General features: G+C 70.4%; 18 protein-coding genes. 9 read left to right on the forward strand and 9 right to left on the reverse strand.

All coding sequences use genetic code 11. From position 1 onward, the window contains the following. Positions 1–75: 75 nt before the first annotated feature. Entirely contained in the window at positions 76–537 is a 462-nt protein-coding gene (locus tag ACHUEU_RS13480) for a carboxymuconolactone decarboxylase family protein (protein ID WP_394216646.1), read from the reverse strand. Beyond that, positions 534–923, reverse strand: a complete 390-nt coding sequence (locus ACHUEU_RS13485; RefSeq protein WP_394216647.1) for a GNAT family N-acetyltransferase — start codon at positions 921–923, stop codon at positions 534–536. The genes ACHUEU_RS13480 and ACHUEU_RS13485 overlap by 4 nt, the downstream gene beginning before the upstream one ends. Before the next feature lie 369 nt (positions 924–1,292). Here ACHUEU_RS13485 and ACHUEU_RS13490 point away from each other — a divergent pair, with 369 nt between their 5' ends. Continuing rightward, positions 1,293–1,904, forward strand: coding sequence for a TMEM175 family protein (locus tag ACHUEU_RS13490; RefSeq protein ID WP_394216648.1), 612 nt, complete (start codon positions 1,293–1,295; stop codon positions 1,902–1,904). Positions 1,905–2,102: 198 nt separating this feature from the next. Here ACHUEU_RS13490 and ACHUEU_RS13495 read toward each other — a convergent pair whose 3' ends face one another. Genes ACHUEU_RS13495 through ACHUEU_RS13510 form a run of 4 tightly spaced genes read right to left on the reverse strand, consistent with a single transcriptional unit; the run spans position 2,103 to position 3,694 of the window. After that, positions 2,103–2,381: a hypothetical protein gene (locus ACHUEU_RS13495; RefSeq protein ID WP_394216649.1), complete on the reverse strand. Its 279-nt coding sequence runs from the start codon at positions 2,379–2,381 to the stop codon at positions 2,103–2,105. Positions 2,382–2,420: 39 nt separating this feature from the next. Further along, entirely contained in the window at positions 2,421–2,756 is a 336-nt protein-coding gene (locus ACHUEU_RS13500; protein WP_394216650.1) for a type II toxin-antitoxin system PemK/MazF family toxin, read from the reverse strand. Continuing rightward, a complete protein-coding gene (locus tag ACHUEU_RS13505; protein WP_394216651.1) occupies positions 2,753–2,989 on the reverse strand; it encodes a hypothetical protein in 237 nt (78 codons plus the stop codon). Before ACHUEU_RS13505 ends, ACHUEU_RS13500 begins: the two co-directional genes overlap by 4 nt. Before the next feature lie 51 nt (positions 2,990–3,040). Beyond that, positions 3,041–3,694 carry a TetR/AcrR family transcriptional regulator gene (locus tag ACHUEU_RS13510; RefSeq protein WP_394216652.1) on the reverse strand — a complete coding sequence of 218 codons (654 nt, stop codon included), beginning with the start codon at positions 3,692–3,694 and terminating at the stop codon, positions 3,041–3,043. A 136-nt stretch (positions 3,695–3,830) separates the two neighbouring features. On the opposite strand from ACHUEU_RS13510, the gene ACHUEU_RS13515 reads away from it, so the two are divergent. From ACHUEU_RS13515 to ACHUEU_RS13525, 3 genes are all read left to right on the forward strand, one after another. Beyond that, positions 3,831–4,655 carry a sugar phosphate isomerase/epimerase family protein gene (locus tag ACHUEU_RS13515; RefSeq protein WP_394216653.1) on the forward strand — a complete coding sequence of 275 codons (825 nt, stop codon included), beginning with the start codon at positions 3,831–3,833 and terminating at the stop codon, positions 4,653–4,655. Then, the gene (locus ACHUEU_RS13520) at positions 4,652–5,794 is read left to right on the forward strand and encodes a Gfo/Idh/MocA family protein (protein WP_394216654.1); all 1,143 of its coding nucleotides are present in this window, start codon (positions 4,652–4,654) and stop codon (positions 5,792–5,794) included. Before ACHUEU_RS13515 ends, ACHUEU_RS13520 begins: the two co-directional genes overlap by 4 nt. Before the next feature lie 248 nt (positions 5,795–6,042). Then, positions 6,043–7,716: a sensor histidine kinase gene (locus ACHUEU_RS13525; protein WP_394216655.1), complete on the forward strand. Its 1,674-nt coding sequence runs from the start codon at positions 6,043–6,045 to the stop codon at positions 7,714–7,716. A gap of 74 nt (positions 7,717–7,790) precedes the next feature. Here ACHUEU_RS13525 and ACHUEU_RS13530 read toward each other — a convergent pair whose 3' ends face one another. After that, entirely contained in the window at positions 7,791–8,993 is a 1,203-nt protein-coding gene (locus tag ACHUEU_RS13530) for an acetyl-CoA C-acyltransferase (RefSeq protein ID WP_394216656.1), read from the reverse strand. A gap of 197 nt (positions 8,994–9,190) precedes the next feature. Between ACHUEU_RS13530 and ACHUEU_RS13535 the strand changes: the two genes are divergently transcribed. Further along, complete coding sequence (locus tag ACHUEU_RS13535; protein WP_394216657.1) at positions 9,191–10,261, forward strand: patatin-like phospholipase family protein; 1,071 nt, start codon at positions 9,191–9,193, stop codon at positions 10,259–10,261. 22 nt (positions 10,262–10,283) lie between these two features. Here ACHUEU_RS13535 and ACHUEU_RS13540 read toward each other — a convergent pair whose 3' ends face one another. Continuing rightward, a complete protein-coding gene (locus ACHUEU_RS13540) occupies positions 10,284–11,057 on the reverse strand; it encodes an SDR family oxidoreductase (protein ID WP_394216658.1) in 774 nt (257 codons plus the stop codon). Positions 11,058–11,246: 189 nt separating this feature from the next. Here ACHUEU_RS13540 and ACHUEU_RS13545 point away from each other — a divergent pair, with 189 nt between their 5' ends. Then, the gene (locus ACHUEU_RS13545; RefSeq protein ID WP_394216659.1) at positions 11,247–13,295 is read left to right on the forward strand and encodes an acyltransferase family protein; all 2,049 of its coding nucleotides are present in this window, start codon (positions 11,247–11,249) and stop codon (positions 13,293–13,295) included. Between the two features lie 107 nt (positions 13,296–13,402). Next, positions 13,403–13,852 carry a hypothetical protein gene (locus tag ACHUEU_RS13550; protein ID WP_394216660.1) on the forward strand — a complete coding sequence of 150 codons (450 nt, stop codon included), beginning with the start codon at positions 13,403–13,405 and terminating at the stop codon, positions 13,850–13,852. A 37-nt stretch (positions 13,853–13,889) separates the two neighbouring features. On the opposite strand, the gene ACHUEU_RS13555 is transcribed toward ACHUEU_RS13550, so the two are convergent. Next, a complete protein-coding gene (locus tag ACHUEU_RS13555) occupies positions 13,890–14,672 on the reverse strand; it encodes a DUF6270 domain-containing protein (protein ID WP_394216661.1) in 783 nt (260 codons plus the stop codon). A gap of 210 nt (positions 14,673–14,882) precedes the next feature. On the opposite strand from ACHUEU_RS13555, the gene ACHUEU_RS13560 reads away from it, so the two are divergent. After that, positions 14,883–16,790 carry a glycosyltransferase family protein gene (locus tag ACHUEU_RS13560; RefSeq protein WP_394216662.1) on the forward strand — a complete coding sequence of 636 codons (1,908 nt, stop codon included), beginning with the start codon at positions 14,883–14,885 and terminating at the stop codon, positions 16,788–16,790. A gap of 49 nt (positions 16,791–16,839) precedes the next feature. Beyond that, positions 16,840–18,492 carry a hypothetical protein gene (locus ACHUEU_RS13565; protein ID WP_394216663.1) on the forward strand — a complete coding sequence of 551 codons (1,653 nt, stop codon included), beginning with the start codon at positions 16,840–16,842 and terminating at the stop codon, positions 18,490–18,492. Positions 18,493–18,584: the final 92 nt, after the last annotated feature.

Genomic DNA, 18,584 nt, shown 5'->3' on the forward strand with positions numbered 1-18,584 from the left:
CCCCGGGGGCGCACCGCCGGTCACCCTGCGGCGTCGCCGGGCTGCTCTGCTCGGCCGCCCGCCCCCACGGCGGGCTCAGGCCGCAGCGCGGACGGGATGATCGCTGGCCAGGGAGATCCGATTGAAGGCGTTGATGAGGGTGGCGCCCCATTCGACCGCAGAGATCTGCTCGGCGGTGAGATGCTCCCCGGCCCGGCGAGCGATCTCGTGGCGGTCCATCGCGGGGTCGATGACGGTCAGCGACTCGGCGAGCAGCAGCGCAGACCTCTCCAGCTCATCGAACACCTCGGCCTCGCGCCAGGCGGGGAGCACGTCGATCTTGAGCTGATCGACCCCGCTCGTGCGCGCCGCCGGCACGTGGATGCTCAGACATGCCCGGCAGCCGTTGATCTGGGACACGCGGATGTTGACCAGCTCGAGCAGCCCGTCGCTCAGGCCCGCCTCCCGGGAGGCCTTCCGGGAAGCGGTCGCCGCCTGCAGCATCGCGCGGTAGACCTCGGGGTGGGCCTTGTCGAGGTAGGGACGGATCGGGTTCATCCGAGGGCCTTGTTCAGCAGGTCGCGATCGGCACCGGTCGCCGAGCGGAACCGACCACCGGCGGCGCGATACTCCTCCCCCTCTTTCCGGAGCTTCGCCACGAACAGGGGGCAGACCGGGACCACGGTGAGGTTCCGCTCCCGGGCATCGTCCAGCGCCCGCGCCACCAGCACCTTCGACAGTCCGCGGCCGGAGAACTGCTGGTGGACGACGGTGTGGTAGAAGATCCGCTCCTCCTCAGGGGCGGGCCCGGGGAGGAAGTAGGCGGCGCCGGCGACCTCGCCGGAGCCGTCCTTGAGGACATAGGCGTTCTGTGACTCGTCGAGCTCGACCGTGACCGGCGATCCCTGCGAGTCCTCGAGCGCATTGACGAGTGCGTCGTTCATGTGTCCCTCTCGAGTGTCGTCGTCTGTGCGAGTGCCTGATGCAGACCCGGCGGGGTCACGTGCCTGCCTGGTCGAGCTCGCTCTTGAGGGGAAAATACCAGTTCATGATCTCTGGGAGGTCGACCCCGTCGGGGCGGGCCCAGTTGCGCATGAGCTCGCTGGCGAAGGAGATCGCGGTGTTCGGCCTCGCGCCTGAGCGGACATCCGCTCCAGGGCGGCCTGGTGGGAGACCGGGCTGACGCCGTCGACCGGTCGCACGGATCGCCACTCGGAACTCCTCCCGCGGAGGCCTCCGCATCGCGGGTGGAATACCCGCCCCGACGACACGGTTCGGAGATCCGGCAGGAGCCGCGGCACGAAAGGGGAGCGATGAGCACGTCGAGGATGGAAGCCTTCAGCGACGGGGTGCTGGCGATCATCCTCACCATCATGGTGCTGGAGCTGCGACGGCCCGAGGCGGACACCTTCGCCGCCTTCCTCCAGGGCACCGGCCCGGCCCTGCTCACGTACCTGCTGTCGTTCATCTACGTCGGCATCTACTGGAACAACCACCATCACACCCTGCAGATGACCGACTCCGTCAAGGCTCCCGCGATGTGGGCCAACCTCGCACTGCTGTTCTTCCTCTCCCTGCTGCCCTTCGCGACCGGATGGATGGACGAGACGTCCTTCGCGCGGGTGCCGGTGATCATCTACGGGACCACCCTGCTGCTCTCCTCGATGGCGTTCTTCATCCTCCAGCGGGTGATCATCCACAGCCAGGGGGAGTACTCGCCGCTGCGCAGGGCGCTCGGCCGCGACCGGAAGGGCAAGGCCCCGGCCCTCCTCTACGCGCTCGGGGTCCTCGCCGCCGCCCTCGACACCACCTCCAGCGGGATCGGCGTGGCCATCGCCCTGTCCGCGTACGTCGTCGTGGCTCTGCTGTGGTTCATCCCTGATCGCCGGATCGATCGCACCTACCACTCGGACGCCTCGGCCTGAGTCGCGACGCTCTGCCCGCTCACGCACCGCGCACCGTCATCAGTCGGCCTCCAGAGCAGGCTGCGGACCGAGTTCTCGCCCCGACGCGGGAGGGCATCCCTGATGCTCGCCGCGCCCACGGTGCAGCGGACGAGACATTGCGGGCGGAGCCGCTGAGCGCGGGACCCGGAACCGGCCCCGCGACCAGCGGATGCCCGCTCAGGCACTGACCGCTCGTCGGGCCTGCAGCGCGATCAGCAGCGCGCCGTACCCGATCCCGGCCTCGTCCCCGGCACCGAGATTCTGGGCGAAGTTCGGCATCGCCACCTGCAGCGAGGCGCCCACGCACACCGCGATCAGGCCGGCCAGCGCGACCATGCCCACCAGCACCCGGTCACCGCCGACGGTGCGCAGCACCCGCGGGATGTCCAGGATCGAGATCCGCTCCCTGTGGACATGGCCGCTGCGCACGTGCCCGGTGAAGGGGGTGCGGATCATCAGCAGAGTCATCGGCAGGGTGGTGACGGCCGCGCCACGTCAGAGGTCGAGCACGAAGCGCAGCGCCTGGTCGACCTCGCTCAGCTCCTCGGGGCCCACGTTGCCTCGGCGGGTCATGAGCCGTTCAGCGGAGACGGTCCGCAGCTGATCGCACCGGGCATAGGAGACGTGTCCCAGGCCGCTGGTGCCCGGTTCCAGCTCGACGTGACTGCGCAGACCGTAGGCGGCAGAGGCGACAGGTACGACCATGACCAGCCCGCCTGGTCCGCTGTTCAGGATGTCGACGGACACCACGACGGCCGGGCGCCGGAACGCCGGCTCATGACCGATCGGCTGACCGAGATCGACGTCGTAGACCTCTCCCCGCCAGATCACGAGAGCGCGTCCCACTCCTGTCGCTCGGCCACATACTGCTCCCAGCGCTCGGGGTCGTCGCGGAGCCGCTCGTAATCCGCAGCGAGCCCCTCGAGGAACTCCTTCCGCTCGAGCGCATCGATCGCCACGTGCACAACATCGATGACCGAGGTCCCACGGGACTTGGCGAGCACGTGGAGACGCTCTGAATCGGGTCGTCGAACTCGAACGGTCGTGGTCTCCGTAGCAGCCATGCTCCAACTGCAGACGAAACATCTACATTCTGGAAGGGCGTGGCGGGCGGTTCACGGCGCGAGCAGCACCGCGAAGGTCTCCAGGGTCTCCTGCAGCGCGATCGAGGGCTCCAGCAGCCACTGGATCTGCAGGCCGTCGCTCGCGGCGACGACGAGGGCGGCGGTGCGGGCGGGGTCGATATCGGACCGGACCAGCCCGGCCTCCTGGTCCTCGCGCAGCTTCCGCTCGAGGTTGCCGCGCACCCGCTCGAAGCGGGCGGTGAAGTACTCCTTGGCGGGCCCGGCCTCGACCTCGAGCGCGGTCGCGACCAGGGTGGAGTAGAGCTGGACCAGGCCCGGCACCTCGAGGTTCGAGAGCGCCGCATTGGCCATCACCTCCACCGAGCGCTCCTGGCTCGGGTCACCCCTGCCCGGATCGGGGCGGTTCTCGGCGTGCTCGTAGACGGCGACCAGCAGCTCCTCGCGGGAGGAGAAGTAGTGCAGCAGCGCGCCGTGCGAGACGCCGATGGCCTCGGCGATGCGGCGCAGGGAGGTGCCGTCGGCGCCGCGCTCGCGGAAGACCTCGATGGCGCGGTCGAGGATCTCCTGGCGGCGGGCGATGCCCTTGGAGTAGGAGCCGGCCCGGCCGATGTGGCGGGCGACGGCGGAGGGGGCGGCCGACGGGGTCTCGTCGGGGGCGCCCGGCGCGGGATCCTCGGTGCTCATCCCGTCAATGTACCCACCTCGGGAGCTGCTGCACCTCAAAACCTCCACCTGGTGGCTTCGCTGATAGGGTGGCGGCAGCGCGTCCCCCGGGGCGCGGCCCCGCCCTCTGTCAACGACGCATGAAAGCAGGTTCGACGTGGCACTGCCTCTCGCCTCCGTCCAGCTGTACACGCTGGCCGCGGAGTTCTCCGCCGACATGAACGGCTCCCTCGACAAGCTCGCGCAGATCGGCCTGAACAACGTCGAGGCCTTCGACTTCGTGCGCCGCCCGAAGGAGATCCGCGCCGCCCTCGATGCGAGCGGCCTGGCCTCCCCGACCGGTCACGCCCCGCTGCTGTCCGATGAGCTGTGGACGCCGGACGGCTCGATCCCCACCCCGGCCAACGAGGTCGTGTTCGAGGCCGCCGCCGAGATCGGCATGACGACCGTCATCGATCCGATGGTCCCCACCGGGCGCTGGCTCACCGAGGACGGGGTGAAGGACATCGCCGAGCGTCTCAACGCCGCCTCCGACAAGGCGCTGGAGTTCGGCCTGAGAGTCGGCTACCACAACCACGCCCAGGAGTTCCTCGCGGACTTCGACGGCCAGAGCGCCTATCAGCGCTTCCTGTCGCTGGTGGAGCCGTCGGTCGCGATCGAGCTGGACCTGTACTGGGCGCTCGTCGGCGGTCAGGACGTCGTGGCGCTGGTCAAGGAGCTCGGCGATCGGCTGGTCGCGATCCACGTCAAGGACGGCATCAAGCCCGCCACCAACCCCTTCGCGCCGGGCGCCCCGACGTTCAGCTCCTCGAGCCTGGACCAGCGCCACGCCGGTGAGGGCGAGGTCCCCACCGTCGAGGCGATGCAGGCCGCGACCGGCGTCAAGTACGCCGTCATCGAGTACGACAACGCCCCCGGCGAGGTCTTCGCCGATATCGAGAACAGCTACCGCTTCCTGATCGACGGAGGACTCGCCGCATGACCACCCTCTCCCCCTTCTCCGGCCCGGTGGGCATCGGCTTCATCGGCGTCGGCGTCATCTCCGACACCTACCTGGAGAACCTCAACTCCTTCCCGGACGTCGAGGTGCTGATCCTCGGCGACCTCGACACCGAGCGGGCCGCGGCACAGGCGGCGAAGCATGGTGTGCCGGCCTCCGGCACCGCGCAGGACGTGCTCGACCACCCGGGCGTGCAGGTCGTGGTGAATCTGACCCTGCCCGCCACCCACGTGGAGATCTCCTCCGCCGCGATCGCCGCGGGCAAGCACGTGTGGACCGAGAAGCCGCTGGGCCTGGACCGCGAGTCCACCGCCGCGCTGCTGCGGCAGGCCGATGAGGCCGGGCTGCGGATCGGCTGTGCGCCGGACACCGTGCTCGGCGCGGGGGTGCAGACCGCGAAGCGGGCGGTCCTGGACGGCGTGATCGGCCGGCCGCTGTTCGCGCAGACCTCCATGCAGTGGCAGGGCCCCGAGGTGTTCCACCCCAACCCCGGCTTCCTCTTCGCGAAGGGCGCGGGCCCGCTGCTGGACATGGGCCCGTACTACTTCACCACCCTGGTGAGCCTGTTCGGCACCGTCGAGCGGGTCGCCGCGATGGGTCTGAAGGCTTCCGAGGAGCGCACGATCCAGGTGGGCGAGAAGGCCGGGGCCACCTTCCCGGTCGAGGTGCCCTCGACGATCTCGGTGCTCACCCAGTTCGCGGGCGGGCAGACAGGCACCTCGCTGCTGAGCTTCGACTCGCCCCTGGCCCGCCAGGGCATCGTGGAGATCCACGGCACCGAAGGGTCGCTGATCGTGCCCGATCCGAACATGTTCGAGGGCCGCATCGCCTACGTGCGCCCCTTCGAGTCCTTCGGCGAGCGCCCGCCGGAGCAGGAGTGGATCGAGATCCCGCAGGAAGGTCCGACCACCGGGCGCGGCCTGGGCCTGCTGGACATGGTCCGCGCCCTCCACACCGGCCGCCCGCACATCGCCACCGGCGAGGTGGGCTACCACGTGCTGGACGTGATGCTCTCGGCCGAGGAGTCCGCCGCCAGCGGCGAGTTCGTCACCGTGGACTCGTCCGTCTCCGAGATCCCGGCCGTCCCGGCGGACTTCGACCCACTGGCCCGCACGATCTGAGAGCAGTCCGTTCGCTCGGATCGACGGCGCCGCTCGGCGCCGACCCCGATGCCCGCCCCGGCTCCGCGCCGCGGCGGGCATCGGAGCATCGCGAGGTGTCGTTCAGTCTCTGCCTGCCCGCCGCGGTGCCCTCGCCCGTCTTGCACGACACCGGACGCCGCGCGAGACTGCTTCCGGCGTGTCCGCACTCACCTCCGACGAGCCGGATTCCGACGCCTCACCCTCGCCCAACCCGCCGAAGGAACCCCGTGGATGCAGTTCGCTCCCTGACCCAGCGGCTCGGCCGGGTCGTCTCCCCCAGCGGCGGGACCGACTCCAAGCAGCTCTACTTCGCCGGGGCCATGCTGGCGCTGACGGTGCTGATCGCCATCTCCCACCACGACCTGGTGCTCACCGGTCCATACCTGCTCGCGCTCGGGGTCCTGGCCGTCTCCACCGTGCTCGCACTCCTCGTCAGATGGGACGAGCTGCGGGTCGGGTGGACAGCGGTGGTGCCGATGCTGGACATCGTCGCCGTCGCCCTGGTGCGGGATCTGATGCGAGAGACGGCGGTGGCCATCTCCCTGCTCGTGTTCATCCCGAGCCTGTGGATGGCGGCGCGGCTGCGCGTTCCCGGCGTGTGGATCTCGACCCTCGCCGTCACCGCGCTGATCACCGGCCCCATCGTGCTGCGCGCGCCTCACATCGACTCCCTGACCGTCGCCTATGCCCTGCTCCTGCCGTTCACCGTGCTGCAGATCGGGCTGCTGACCGTCGGCGGTCTGACCGTCATGGATGGTCAGAACCGGCGCCTGGCCGAGACGCTCGCGGCGAAGGATTCGCTGCTGGACGCCGCGGCGACCTCCGAGCAGCTGCTGACCAGCATCATCGACAGCGTGGACGTGGGGATCGTGGTGGTGGATCGCGACGGGAACGATGCCCTGATGAATCGTGCCCAGCACCGGCTCCATGCTCTTGCCTCGCCGATCGATGTAGCGGACCCGGAGGAATCGCAGCTGCTGCTGCACTACCCGGGGACCTCCGCCCCGATCCCGCCGGGGCAGCGGCCCGCGCGGCGGGCCGTGCTCGGGGAGTCGTTCAGCAACTACGTCGTGGACCTCGGCCCGCCGGGGGATCGTGCCTCCGTCTCCACCTCTGCCCGGCAGATCCTCGACCATCGCGGCGAGCACGCCGGCGCCGTCATCGTGTTCTCCGATGTCACCACGTACATCGAGTCGGTCCGTTCGCAGGAGCGATTCGTCGCAGCGGTCTCGCACGAGCTGCGCACCCCGTTGACCTCCGTGATCGGTTACCTCGAGCTGGCTCGGGAGGATCAGGAGCTCACCCCCTCGACCGCGTCCTTCCTCGAGGTCGCCCATCGCAACGCCGAGCGTCTGCTGCTCATCGTGGAGGACCTGCTCGCAGATCAGGTGGCCCGCTCGGGGACCCAGGAGCTGACGCTGCGTCCACACCGCCTCTCCGAGATCGCGCAACGGTCCGCGGACTCCTTCGCGCTCCGCGCCGAGGACGCGGGCATCGCTCTGGAGCTCGAGCTCGCCGAGACCCCTGAGCTGCCGCTGGACGCTCACCGGATGCAGCAGGCGGTGGACAACCTGCTCTCCAACGCCGTGAAGTACACGCCGCGCGAAGGGCGGGTGCAGGTGGCGACCGTGGTGAGCGAGAGCCACGTCGAGCTCCGCGTCGTCGACTCGGGCATCGGGATGAGCGCCCAGGAGCAGACGAATCTGTTCACCGAGTACTACCGCACCGCCACCGCTCGCGACAGCGCGATCGAGGGCCATGGCATCGGACTGTCGCTGACGCGCCGGATCGTGGTGGCGCACGGCGGGCAGATCAGCGTCCGCTCCTCCCCGGGAGCGGGATCGACGTTCGCGATCTCCTTCCCGCTGGATGGCGGCGCAGGAGCGGGTGCTGAGAGCTAGGCCTCGTCGTCGAGCGCGCCGCCGGACCCCAGAGCGGTCCTGATGTCATACCGACCGCGCGGCCCGCGACCGTCTCACGCGCTCAGCAGCAGGGCCTCGCCCTGGCCGCCGCCTCCGCACAGGCTCACCCCGGCGCGGCCGCCGCCGCGACGGGCCAGCTCGAGGGCCGCGGTGAGGGCCAGGCGGGCGCCGGAAGCACCGATGGGGTGTCCGAGCGCGATCGCGCCGCCGTGGATGTTGGTCTTCTCCAGCGGGTAGCCGAGGTCCTCCAGGGAGCGGACCACCACCGCGCCGAAGGCCTCGTTGATCTCGACCAGGTCGAGGTCGCTCGCCTGCCAGCCGGCCCGCGTCAGCGCCGCCTGCAGGGCGGCGGAGGGCTGGGAGTGCAGGGAGGAGTCCTCGGGCCCGGCCACCTGGCCCGGGGCGCCGATGGCGGCGAGGATCCGCAGGCCGTGCTGCTCGGCGAAGGCGCGGGAGGTGATCACGAGGGCCGCGGCGCCGTCGGAGAGCGGGGAGGAGTTGCCGGCGGTGATCGTGCCGTCCTTCGCGAAGGCGGCGCGCAGGGAGGCCAGGGAGTCCGCGGTGGTGTCGGGGCGCACGCCCTCGTCGGTGTCCACGATCAGCGGATCGCCCTTGCGCTGGGGCACCTCGACGGGCGCGATCTCCTCGGCGAGGATCCCGGCCTCGATCGCAGCGGCGGCGCGCTGGTGGGAGGCGGCGGCGACCTCGTCCTGGGCGCGACGGTCGATGCTCCGCTCGGTGTTGCCGCGCTCGGTGAGGTCGCCCATCGACTCGTGGCTGAGGGAGTCGGTGAGACCGTCGTGCGCGACGGAGTCGATCATGGTGGCGGGCCCGTACTTGAAGCCCGTGCGCGCGCCGGGCAGCAGGTGGGGGCCGTTGCTCATCGACTCCTGGCCGCCGGCCACCACGGCGGTGACCTCGCCGGTGCGGATCAGGCGGGCCGCGTCGATCACGGCGGTGAGCCCGGACAGGCACACCTTGTTCACCGTGACGGCGGGGACGTCCCAGCCCAGGCCCGCGGCGAGGGCGGACTGGCGAGCGGGGTTCTGGCCCTGCCCGGCCTGGACCACGTGCCCCATGATCACGGCGTCGATCGCTCCGGGCTCCACGTCGGAGCGGTCCAGGGCATGGCGGATGGCATGGGCACCGAGGTCCACCGCGCTGAGCGCGGCCTGCTGCGAGAGGAGGCGGGTGAACGGGGTGCGGGCGCCGCCGACGATGACGGGTTCGAGGGCGGTGGTGTCGGCGTGGTTCATGGGGTGCTCCTTCAGCGGGTTCTTCCCTCGGGACTCGGCCGCGAGGGGCGGATCAGGTGGCGGCTGCCGGCGCATCGACGAGCGGGCAGCGGGACGGGGTCCGCCTGCTCCCATCATCCTCCTCGGCGGGCCGCCGGGCGGGCGAACGCGCGATCCGGCCGCCCCACGGCGTCCCACCCCTCCCCTAGCCTGTGAGCATGACGTCACCGCAGCAGCTCCCGCCCGTCCCCGACCCGGTGCACCGCGTGGACCTGGTGATGGAGGGCGGCGGGGTCAAGGGCATCGCCCTGGCCGGGGCGCTGGAGGTGCTCGAGGAGCGGGGGTACACGGTCAACCGGGTGGCGGGGTCGAGCGCCGGATCGCTCGCCGGGGCGCTGGCCACGGCCGGGATCCCGGCCCGCACCATCGTGGAGATCCTGCGGGCCACGGACTACCGGAGGTTCGAGGACGGTCCCTGGTGGACCCGGTGGCTGCCGGGCAAGGCTCTCTCGATCCTGCTGCACAACGGAATCCACCGCGGCACCTATGTCATGGACTGGCTCGAGGAGCAGCTGGACACCCATGGCGCCCCCGGCCGCACCGGCACCTTCGCCGATCTGCGCTACGTGGATCCCGATCCGGACCATCACCCCGAGGGATCCGCGCGGTTCCGCCTGGTGGTCACCGCCTCGGACCTCACCGCGGGGCGGCTGCGCCACCTGCCCACGGATGCGGAGGCCTTCGGGACCACGCCCGAGCGGCTGCGGGTGGTGGAGACCGTGCGGGCCTCGACCTCGATCCCGCTGTTCTTCCGCCCGGTGCGCTGGAAGAACGCGGCCGGGAGGCCGGCGGTGCTGGTGGACGGCGGGCTGCTGTCGAACTTCCCGGTCTCGGTGTTCGACCGGACCGACGGAGAGCCTCCGCGCTGGCCCACCTTCGGGATCAAGCTCTCCGCCAGGCCGGACGCGGACTTCGGGGTGAGGAACCGGATCCGCGGTCCGCTGAGCTTCGGGAAGGCGATGGTGGACACGGTCACCGGCTTCTACGACCGCATGCACATCGACTCCAGCCACTCGGTGGCCCGCACGATCTTCATCGACACCGCCGCGGTGCGCCCCACCGAGTTCGACCTCTCGGACGCGGATCGGGAGCTGCTGTACCGCAAGGGCCGCACGGCCGCGATCGACTTCCTGGATGGGAAGGAGGGCCAGCCGGCGTGGGACTTCGCGGCGTACACGGCGCGGTTCCGGACCGGCACGGCCGGAACCGGGGAGGACCCTCGCGGATGAGCGCCGATCGGACGCCCCGCGGTCAGCTGCCGTAGGTCTCGGCGAGCCACTGGTCGTAGGTGAGCCCGGCCCGGAGCACCTCGGGGCCGGGGAGCATCCCGCCGCGGGTCATGGACTCGCTCGCGGGCACCCCCACCACCTCGGCGCTCTCCCCGCGCGCGGCGAGGAGGCGACGGGCCTGGTCGAGGGTGCGCTCCTCCTGCGGGCCCGCGATCTCGACGAGCGCGGGAGGGTTCACAGCCAGGGCCTGCGCGATGAGCAGTCCCGCGACCGCACGGGTGTCCACGCTCTGCGAGGGCACGGCCATCACCTCGTAGTGGTCCCCGACGCGTCGCAGGCGGCCGCCCACGAAGTCGTGGAACTGGGTGGCGCGCACGATCACCGGGTCCGGGCAGTGCTCGCGCACGGCGCGCTCGTGGCGCAGCTGCGCCCGGTAGAACGGATAGTCCTGCATGTGGTCGATGCCGACGATCGAGACGGCGACGGTGCGGCCGACGCCCGCCTCTCGGGCGTGCCCCCCGAGCACGGAGGCGGCGGCCTCGAACCACGGACCGGCCGAGTCGTCGAGCTGCGGAGGTTTGAGGCAGTCGATAAGAGCGTGCGCCCCCTCCAGCGCCGCGGCGAGCCCGACGCCGGTGGTCACATCGATGCCGTGGGAGCGGGTGATGCACCGCACCTCGTGGCCTGCGGACTCGGCGGCCGCGACGACGCTGCGGCCCAGGGTGCCGGTAGCACCGGCGACCGCGAGGACGTGCGGGCCCGGGGCGCTCTGGTGGACGGAGCGAGTGATGACCACGGGGCCTCCCTGGGGTGAGCGCGGATGAGTCGCTTCTCCTGACACTCTCCCAGGGCCGGGCACGGGTGTCCACGCGGCGGCGATGCGGGGTCCGCTCCGCGGCGCACGACGCATTTCACGGCCCCCGCCCCCGCTCCTCTCCGTGACCTTTTCGTTACACTGGGCGGCCCCGATTCCCCGAGGAGATCCGTGCCCCCGTCCACGCTGCGCGACGCGCGCCGCCGCAACACCGCGAAGTCCGGCTTCCGCCCCGACATCCAGGGGCTGCGGGCGATCGCGGTGATGCTCGTGGTGCTCTTCCACTCCGAGCTGACCACGCTCTCCGGCGGATACGTGGGGGTGGACGTCTTCTTCGTGATCTCCGGGTTCCTCATCACCACCCACCTGCTGGAGATGCTCGAGCGGGACGGCCGGATCAGCTTCGGAGCCTTCTACGCCAAGCGCGCCCGGCGCATCCTGCCCGCGGCGCTGCTGGTCGCGGCGCTCACGATGCTCGCGGCCTGGATCTGGATGTCGCCGCTACTGCTGCGCAGCGTGGTGCTCGGCGCGATCGCCACCGCGCTGTACGTGCCCAACTACTTCTTCGCCGTCCAGGACACCGACTATCTCGCCGAGACCACCCCGTCGGTGTTCCAGCACTACTGGTCCCTCGGCATCGAGGAGCAGTTCTACCTGTTCTGGCCGGCGCTGCTGGCGGTGGGGTTCTGGCTGCTGCGTCACAGCGAGAAGCGGCTGATGCTGCTGACCGCCGCGGCCACCGGTCTCTCATTCCTCGCCTGTGTGCTGCTGATGGACGTCTCGGAGTCGTGGACCTTCTTCTCCCTGCCCACCCGGGCCTGGGAGCTCGGAGCGGGCGCGCTGGTGGCGTTCCTGATGCGATCCGGGGCGGGGTGGCTGCGCCGCCCCGCGACCGGTCTGCTCGCCTGGGCGGGGCTCGCGGTGCTTGCCGTGGTCGCACTGCGCTTCGACGAGGCCACCCCCTTCCCGGGATGGCATGCCGCACTGCCGGTGCTCGCGACCGCGGCGATGATCATCGGCGGGGCGGCGCCGGGGCGGCTGCATGCCGGCCCTGTGCTCTCGCTGCGGCCGATGCAGTTCCTCGGCGCGATCTCCTACTCGCTCTACCTGGTGCATTGGCCGCTGCAGGTGATCCCGCACGCTGCGACGTTCTCCCCCCGGCCCCTGCCGCTGTGGCAGAGCCTGGCGCTCGGCGCGATCGCGGTGCCGCTGGCGTGGCTGCTGCACCGTCTCGTGGAGCGCCCCGTGATCGGCTGGAGCGTGCTGCGGGAGCGATCCCAGGGGCTCACGGGCCTGGTGGCGGTGGGCGCCTCCCTCGCGGTGGTCCTCGCCGCCGGCGGCGTCCTCACGGCCGGTTCGCAGCGCACGCTGAGCACCGAGCGCACCGTCGCCTCGACCGGCGCGGACCTCGATCCGGAGGGCACCGACTTCGTCCCCGCCAACATCACGCCCGCGCTCGACGCGGTCGCCGACGACAACCCCTCCATCTACGACTCCGGCTGCCACAGGGAGGGCGAGGACGCCGACCCCCACGGCCGCCAGGTCGGGGACAACGCCGAGGCGCCGCTGGTGTTTCTGGTGGGTGACTCCCACGCGGCCAGCTGGTATCCGGCGCTCGAGCAGCTCGCGACGGAGGGGAAGATCCGCCTGGACAGCAACAGCAAGAGCTCCTGCCTGCCGTTGGAGGCCGAGCAGCAGTTCGAGGACGAGCCCTTCGAGTCCTGCCGGATCTGGCGCCAGGGGGTGCTGGAGCGGATCGAGCAGGAGCAGCCCGATCTGGTGATCCTCGCGATGTACAACGCGTCCGGCCGTCTCAGCGGTGGCTCCGGCGCTGCACCCAGCACGCAGTGGCGCGACGGTCTCGCCGCGACCCTCGCACAGATCGACGGCCCTCGCGTCGCGGTGATGAAGGACGTGCCCACCCGCGACCGCGATCCTGATAAGTGCCTCTCGAAGCATCTCGAGGACGCGCAGAAGTGCGCCGTGGAGCGCCGGAACGCCTTCAAGGAGGATCTGATCGCGGCGGAGGACTCCGTGATCGCAGAGTCCGGGGGCGAGGCGCAGCGGGTGGATCTGACCCGCTACTTCTGCAACGCCGAGACCTGCCCCACCGTGATCGGCGGCACCGTGGCGTTCCGCGACACCCACCACCTCACCGAGACCTTCAGCCGGCAGCTGTCACAGCCGATGTGGGAGGAGATCGGGCCGCTGGTGGGGTGAGGGTCTCCCGTCGCCCGCGCTGACCGCCCCGAGCGGTCCGATATCGTTCCCCCACGGCACGCATGCTGCCCCGAGCACGCCTCACGCGACCCGAAGGAGCACCCGCCATGGCCGGAAAGATGCTGGTTCCGGGCTCGTCCCGAACCTCCGCCGCGATGAACGCCGCCCGCTGGGCGGTCCCGCTGCTGATCGCCGGCGGCCGCTGGCTCTCCGCTCACCCCGAGGTGTGGGAGAGCGTGAAGGAGCAGGCCGCGACTCTGCAGCGGACCACCACCAGCCGTCCCGACGGGGTGCTCGAGACGGTCGCGATCCTGCGCGAGCAGGTGGATTACCTCGCAGGCTCCGCCGACGACGCCGCGGAGACCCGCCGCGCCCAGGACTGGGCCAGGCGCCTGGACTCCTGCGAGCGCGCCGCCCGGCTGCTCAAGGCCCCGGGCGCGACCAAGAAGGACCGCAAGGCCCTGAGGGTGAGCACCGAGGCGCTGCGCTCGGAGATCTTCGCGGCGTACATCGAGGAGATGGGTGAGGACGCGGAGGCGGCGGACTCCCGGCCGTAACCGGCGCCTGCCCGGGCTTTCTCTGCCCACCGGACGATCAGGCTTCCGACCCCGCATCGCCATCGGACAGGTCCGCCAGCACTCGCGCGACGATCTCCTCGTACACACCCTGCGTGTAATGGAACGGAGCCGGGCCCCAGCGGTGGTCGGGGTCAGCGAGCACGCCGAGGGGTTGCAGTTCCAGGATGCGGAACCCGAGCTCGCCGAGCAGCTGGTAGTACCGGGCGTATGCGACGTTGGCCTCCCGGGCGGAGGTCCCCATGCTCCACGGGGTCGACTTCCCGTCGGTCGTGACCAGCGCCCACGGCACGCGCAGGACCACGGTCTTGTCGAACAGCCCCAGCGTCGTCAGCACGTCGCGGAGCCGTTCGGCCTGGGGGGACCACAGCTCGAAATGCTCGTCCGTCCCGAAGGGGACATGGCGTGCGCCCTCGACCACGGAGAGCACCTCGGGCACCCGCACGATGTCGATGCTGCGGGTGACGACGCTTCCGTCCTCGAAGATATGCACCCCGTGCCGTTCGTCGGCGAGATCCCAGAGCACGAGATCGGTCGCAGGAGCCGCTTCGGCCAGGCGCTCCTCGAGGTTGCCGGCGAAGTCGCCGGCCATCATGCGGCGCTGGAACTCGGAGTCGATCTCGGCGTCGGCAGGGAACTGCTCAGAGGCATCGTGGTCCGCGGAGAGGAGGGACTGCCGAGCGATGTAGGCGACGACGTCGAAGCGTCCTCCACCGGCGAGGTCCATGGTGTCCCTCGCGACGCAGCTGCCGTAGACGGTCACGCGCACAGCGGGCGCGGAATCTGCGGGCTGCTCGGTCACGATGGTCCTCCGGCTGATCAAGGGTGCGCCCGCGGCGGCCCGGGATCAGGCTGGGTTGTGGACGCTTGCGCACACAATACTCAGCGCACCCGCGCAGCACTTCGACCTGGTTCGATTGTGGTGGGGAACGCAACGTCGAGGGCGGCCGTCGGTCGAACGCGTGCTGGCTCATAGGATGACGGTGTCCAGTCCCCCTGCTCGGAGGTGTCGATGCCCGCGCCGACCTCGTCGTCCCCGCTCCAGACCCTGCGAACGGGTCTGTGGCACCTGCGCACCGGCGGCCTCTCGCAGCTGCGCACCTGGCAGCGACGGCGGCGTACCGCGTCCTATGGGGTCGGGGACGGGGCCGGCACCCGCGATGGCGGCGATCAGCTCTCCTTCCCTCCCGCAAAGATGCCTGAGCGCTCCCCTCACTTCGCAGGGCTGCGGGTCGCGGTGATCCTCGACGACTTCTCTATGCTCGCCTGGAGCTACGAGTTCGACACCGTCGCCGTCACCCCGAGCGGTTGGCGCGAACAGCTGGCGGAGACCCCGGTGGATCTGCTGCTGGTGGAGTCGGCCTGGCACGGCAATCAGGGTGCCTGGCAGTACCAGCTGACCGGCTCGAACGCCCCCTCGGCGCCGCTGCGCGAGCTGGTCGCGCACTGCCGTGAGCAGGGCGTCCCGACGGTCTTCTGGAACAAGGAGGATCCGCCGCACTTCGAGGACTTCCTCGGGACGGCCAAGCTCTTCGACCAGGTCTTCACCACCGACGTCACCCTCCTTCCGCGGTACCGGGAGGAGCTCGGGCACGACCGCGTCGCGGTGCTGCCCTTCGCCGCGCAGTCCGCGGTGCACAACCCGATCCGCCCCCAGCACGGGCACCAGGAGCGGGACGTCGCGTTCGCCGGCATGTACTTCGCGCACAAGTTCCCCGAGCGCCGCGAGCAGATGGACATGCTGCTGGGCGGGGCACTGGACGTCTCCGGCCGCATGGAGCGCGGGCTGGAGATCTTCTCCCGCTTCCTCAGGGACGACGAGCACTACCAGTTCCCCGGCGAACTCGCCGGGAGGGTCGTCGGCTCGCTCCCCTACCCGCAGATGCTCACCGCCTACAAGGCGTACAAGGTGTTCCTCAACGTGAACTCGGTGGTGACGAGCCCGTCGATGTGCGCGCGGCGCATCTTCGAGATCACCGCGTCCGGCACCCCCGTGGTCTCTGCGCCGTCTCCTGCGATCCGGGAGTTCTTCGAGGAGGACGAGGTGCCGGTCGCCTCGACCCGCGAGGAGGCCGCGCACGTGGTGCGGGCCCTCGCCCGCTCTTCCGAGCTGCGGGACCGGATGGTGCATCAGGCGCAGCGGCGGATCTGGCACGAGCACACCTATACCCACCGCGCCCGCCAGGTGCTGGAGGCAACCGGTCTCGACGAGAAGGCGGGCTCCACGGCGCTACCGCCGGTGAGCGTACTCGCGGTCACGAACCGCCCCGAGCAGCTACATCACCTCGTGAGCCAGGTCGCCCAGCAGGCAGGGATGGAGCGTGAGCTGCTGCTGGTCACCCACGGGTTCGAGGCCCCGGCCTCGGTGGCGGAGCGCGCCCGCGACCTCGGCATCGAGAACGTGATGGCGATGGAGGCGCCGAGCGACTGGACGCTCGGGAAGTGCCTGAACGCCGCGGTCGAGCGGGCGGACGGCGCGGTCTGCGCGAAGATGGACGACGACGACCTCTACGGCGAGTTCTACCTCCACGACCTGCTGCGCGCGCGTGAGTTCGCGGCCGCCGACGTGGTCGGCAAGCATGCCCACTACATGTATCTCGCCAGCTCGGACGCGACCCTGCTGCGCTTCCCATGGCTCGAGCATCGCTACACCGACCGGGTCATGGGGCCCACGATCACCGCGGGCCGCGACGTGTTCCGTGCGCACCCCTTCCATGACGTGAACCGGGGGGAGGACACCGGCTTCCTCACCGCCGTCGCCGAGTCCGGCGGCCGGATCTACTCAGCGGACCGCTTCAACTTCACGCAGATGCGCCGCGGCGCAGCGGGCGGGCACGCCTGGTCGGCGAGCGACCAGGAGCTCCTCGCCACCGCGGATGTCGCCTGGTTCGGGCGGAACGACGCACACGTGATGTTCTGACCGTGCTGCGCGGAGTTCCGATGCGCGCCAGCGGGCGAGGGGGCAGGCGATGACCCGGGCTCGCTGGACTCTGCTCGCCGCTGTCCTCGTGCTCGCTCTCGTGGCGACCGTGGGCCTTCTCGTACTGCGGCCGGAGCAGCCTGCCGCTCCCTCCGTTGGCCCGAGCAGCACGGCCACCGCCTCCCCCGAGCAGGCCTCTCCCCCTCCGTGGGAGTTCACCAGGCTGCCCGGCTACGATCCCGATCCCGGCCCGTTCTCGCCCACCCCGCTCGAGGACGCCACCGGTGATGGCATCACCGTCTTGCTCGCACTGGAGCCCGACGCTCCCCGCTTCGGCGGAACAGTGGGTCTGAGCTTCGATGCCACCGAGCTCGCGAATCCGATGTGGGACTCCCCGGAATCGAACTTGACACTCACCCTGGCAGAGATCGACCGACCAGTGCTGCGCTTCGGCGGCAACGGCGTGGACCGCCGCATGTGGTGGACCTCCGCCGACGAGCCCGCACCTGACTGGGCGGAGGCGACCGTGACGCCGAAGGACCTGGAACGGGTCTCGAACGTCGCCGAGGACGTCGATGCCGAGGTCACCCTGGTGCTGGATCTGGGGCACGACGACCCTGCCCGCGCCGCAGACATGGCCGCCCATGCACAGGTGGCGTTCGGGGACAGGCTGCTCGCGGTGTCGATCGGTAATGAGCCCAACGGCTTCTTCCACGAGAACCAGCCGCAGCTCGCCGTCCGCACCGACACGTGGGGACCTGAGCCGTACCAGGACTCGCTGCAGGAGTACTCCGATGCTCTGCAGGAGGACGTTCCGGGCGCTCCCGTTGCGGGCCCCGGCGCGTATGACGCGACCTGGTGGCGAGCTTTCGCAGAGTCCGGCATCCCTGACAAGCGGGCCCTGTCCATGCACTGGTATCCGCTGTGGGACTGCGACGGCCCGGAGGACTCGATCGCAAATCCGACGGTCGAGGATCTCACTGCACCAGCGATCAGGGACCAGGCTCGGAAGATCGTGGGCCAGGGCGTCGAGGTCGCCGACGAGCACGACCTGCCGCTGTGGATGGAGGAGACGGGCCCGACGTCATGCCCAGGGACCACTGACGTCTCCCGCACCCATGCGCAGGCCCTGTGGACCGTCGATTATTCGCTGACCCTCGCCGAACTGGGGGTGGAGCGCATCGCTTTCCATTCGACGCTGCAGGCCTGTGACGGCGGCGCCCCCATGAGCCCGCTGTGCGCGACCGGCCCCTACCGGAACCCCGGCAAGATCGTGGAGGGACAGGGAAGCTTCCTCGCGCTTATGCTGCTCGGCCAAATCCCGGACGGCCAGGTGCTCAGGCCCACTGTCGACGGCCATCGTGGGGTAACCGCTCATGGAGTGCTAGGCGAAGACGGTTCAATCACACTATCGCTAGTGGACTTACGAGATCCCGAAGCGGCAGACCCCATATCAGTCGAGATTTCCTGCCCATCGGATTTAGGGAAAGAAAATCCGACAGATTGGCTGCTGACAAGCGGAAGCCGCCTGTCCGGCGCCTCCCTCTTCAGCCCTGCAAGCACCCTGCGCGGGCCAACGGAATATGGCGAGCCGACCCAATCAATAATCTGCAGTTCGAACACCGCTGCAACCATCACTACGACTCCGGGCGAAGCAACGCTCTTCCACCTAAGCCCACACACACAGACCGCAGACCGCTAACGTCGGAGCCCATAATGGTCAATCTTGAGCACTCGAGGGCCCTCAAGGCTGCGGGCTCCATCGGGCGCACAAACATACGCAACCCTCCGATT

The sequence above is a fragment of the Brachybacterium vulturis genome (assembly GCF_043641765.1).
Classification (GTDB): domain Bacteria; phylum Actinomycetota; class Actinomycetes; order Actinomycetales; family Dermabacteraceae; genus Brachybacterium; species Brachybacterium vulturis_A.

Bases quoted from the DNA above. Each gene is read 5' to 3' on its own strand.
- ACHUEU_RS13480 (WP_394216646.1), bottom strand. From the start codon at position 537: ATGAACCCGATCCGTCCCTACCTCGACAAGGCCCACCCCGAGGTCTAC.
- ACHUEU_RS13485 (WP_394216647.1), bottom strand. From the start codon at position 923: ATGAACGACGCACTCGTCAATGCGCTCGAGGACTCGCAGGGATCGCCG.
- ACHUEU_RS13490 (WP_394216648.1), top strand. From the start codon at position 1,293: ATGAGCACGTCGAGGATGGAAGCCTTCAGCGACGGGGTGCTGGCGATC.
- ACHUEU_RS13495 (WP_394216649.1), bottom strand. From the start codon at position 2,381: ATGATCCGCACCCCCTTCACCGGGCACGTGCGCAGCGGCCATGTCCAC.
- ACHUEU_RS13505 (WP_394216651.1), bottom strand. From the start codon at position 2,989: ATGGCTGCTACGGAGACCACGACCGTTCGAGTTCGACGACCCGATTCA.
- ACHUEU_RS13510 (WP_394216652.1), bottom strand. From the start codon at position 3,694: ATGAGCACCGAGGATCCCGCGCCGGGCGCCCCCGACGAGACCCCGTCG.
- ACHUEU_RS13520 (WP_394216654.1), top strand. From the start codon at position 4,652: ATGACCACCCTCTCCCCCTTCTCCGGCCCGGTGGGCATCGGCTTCATC.
- ACHUEU_RS13530 (WP_394216656.1), bottom strand. From the start codon at position 8,993: ATGAACCACGCCGACACCACCGCCCTCGAACCCGTCATCGTCGGCGGC.
- ACHUEU_RS13535 (WP_394216657.1), top strand. From the start codon at position 9,191: ATGACGTCACCGCAGCAGCTCCCGCCCGTCCCCGACCCGGTGCACCGC.
- ACHUEU_RS13550 (WP_394216660.1), top strand. From the start codon at position 13,403: ATGGCCGGAAAGATGCTGGTTCCGGGCTCGTCCCGAACCTCCGCCGCG.
- ACHUEU_RS13560 (WP_394216662.1), top strand. From the start codon at position 14,883: ATGCCCGCGCCGACCTCGTCGTCCCCGCTCCAGACCCTGCGAACGGGT.
- ACHUEU_RS13565 (WP_394216663.1), top strand. From the start codon at position 16,840: ATGACCCGGGCTCGCTGGACTCTGCTCGCCGCTGTCCTCGTGCTCGCT.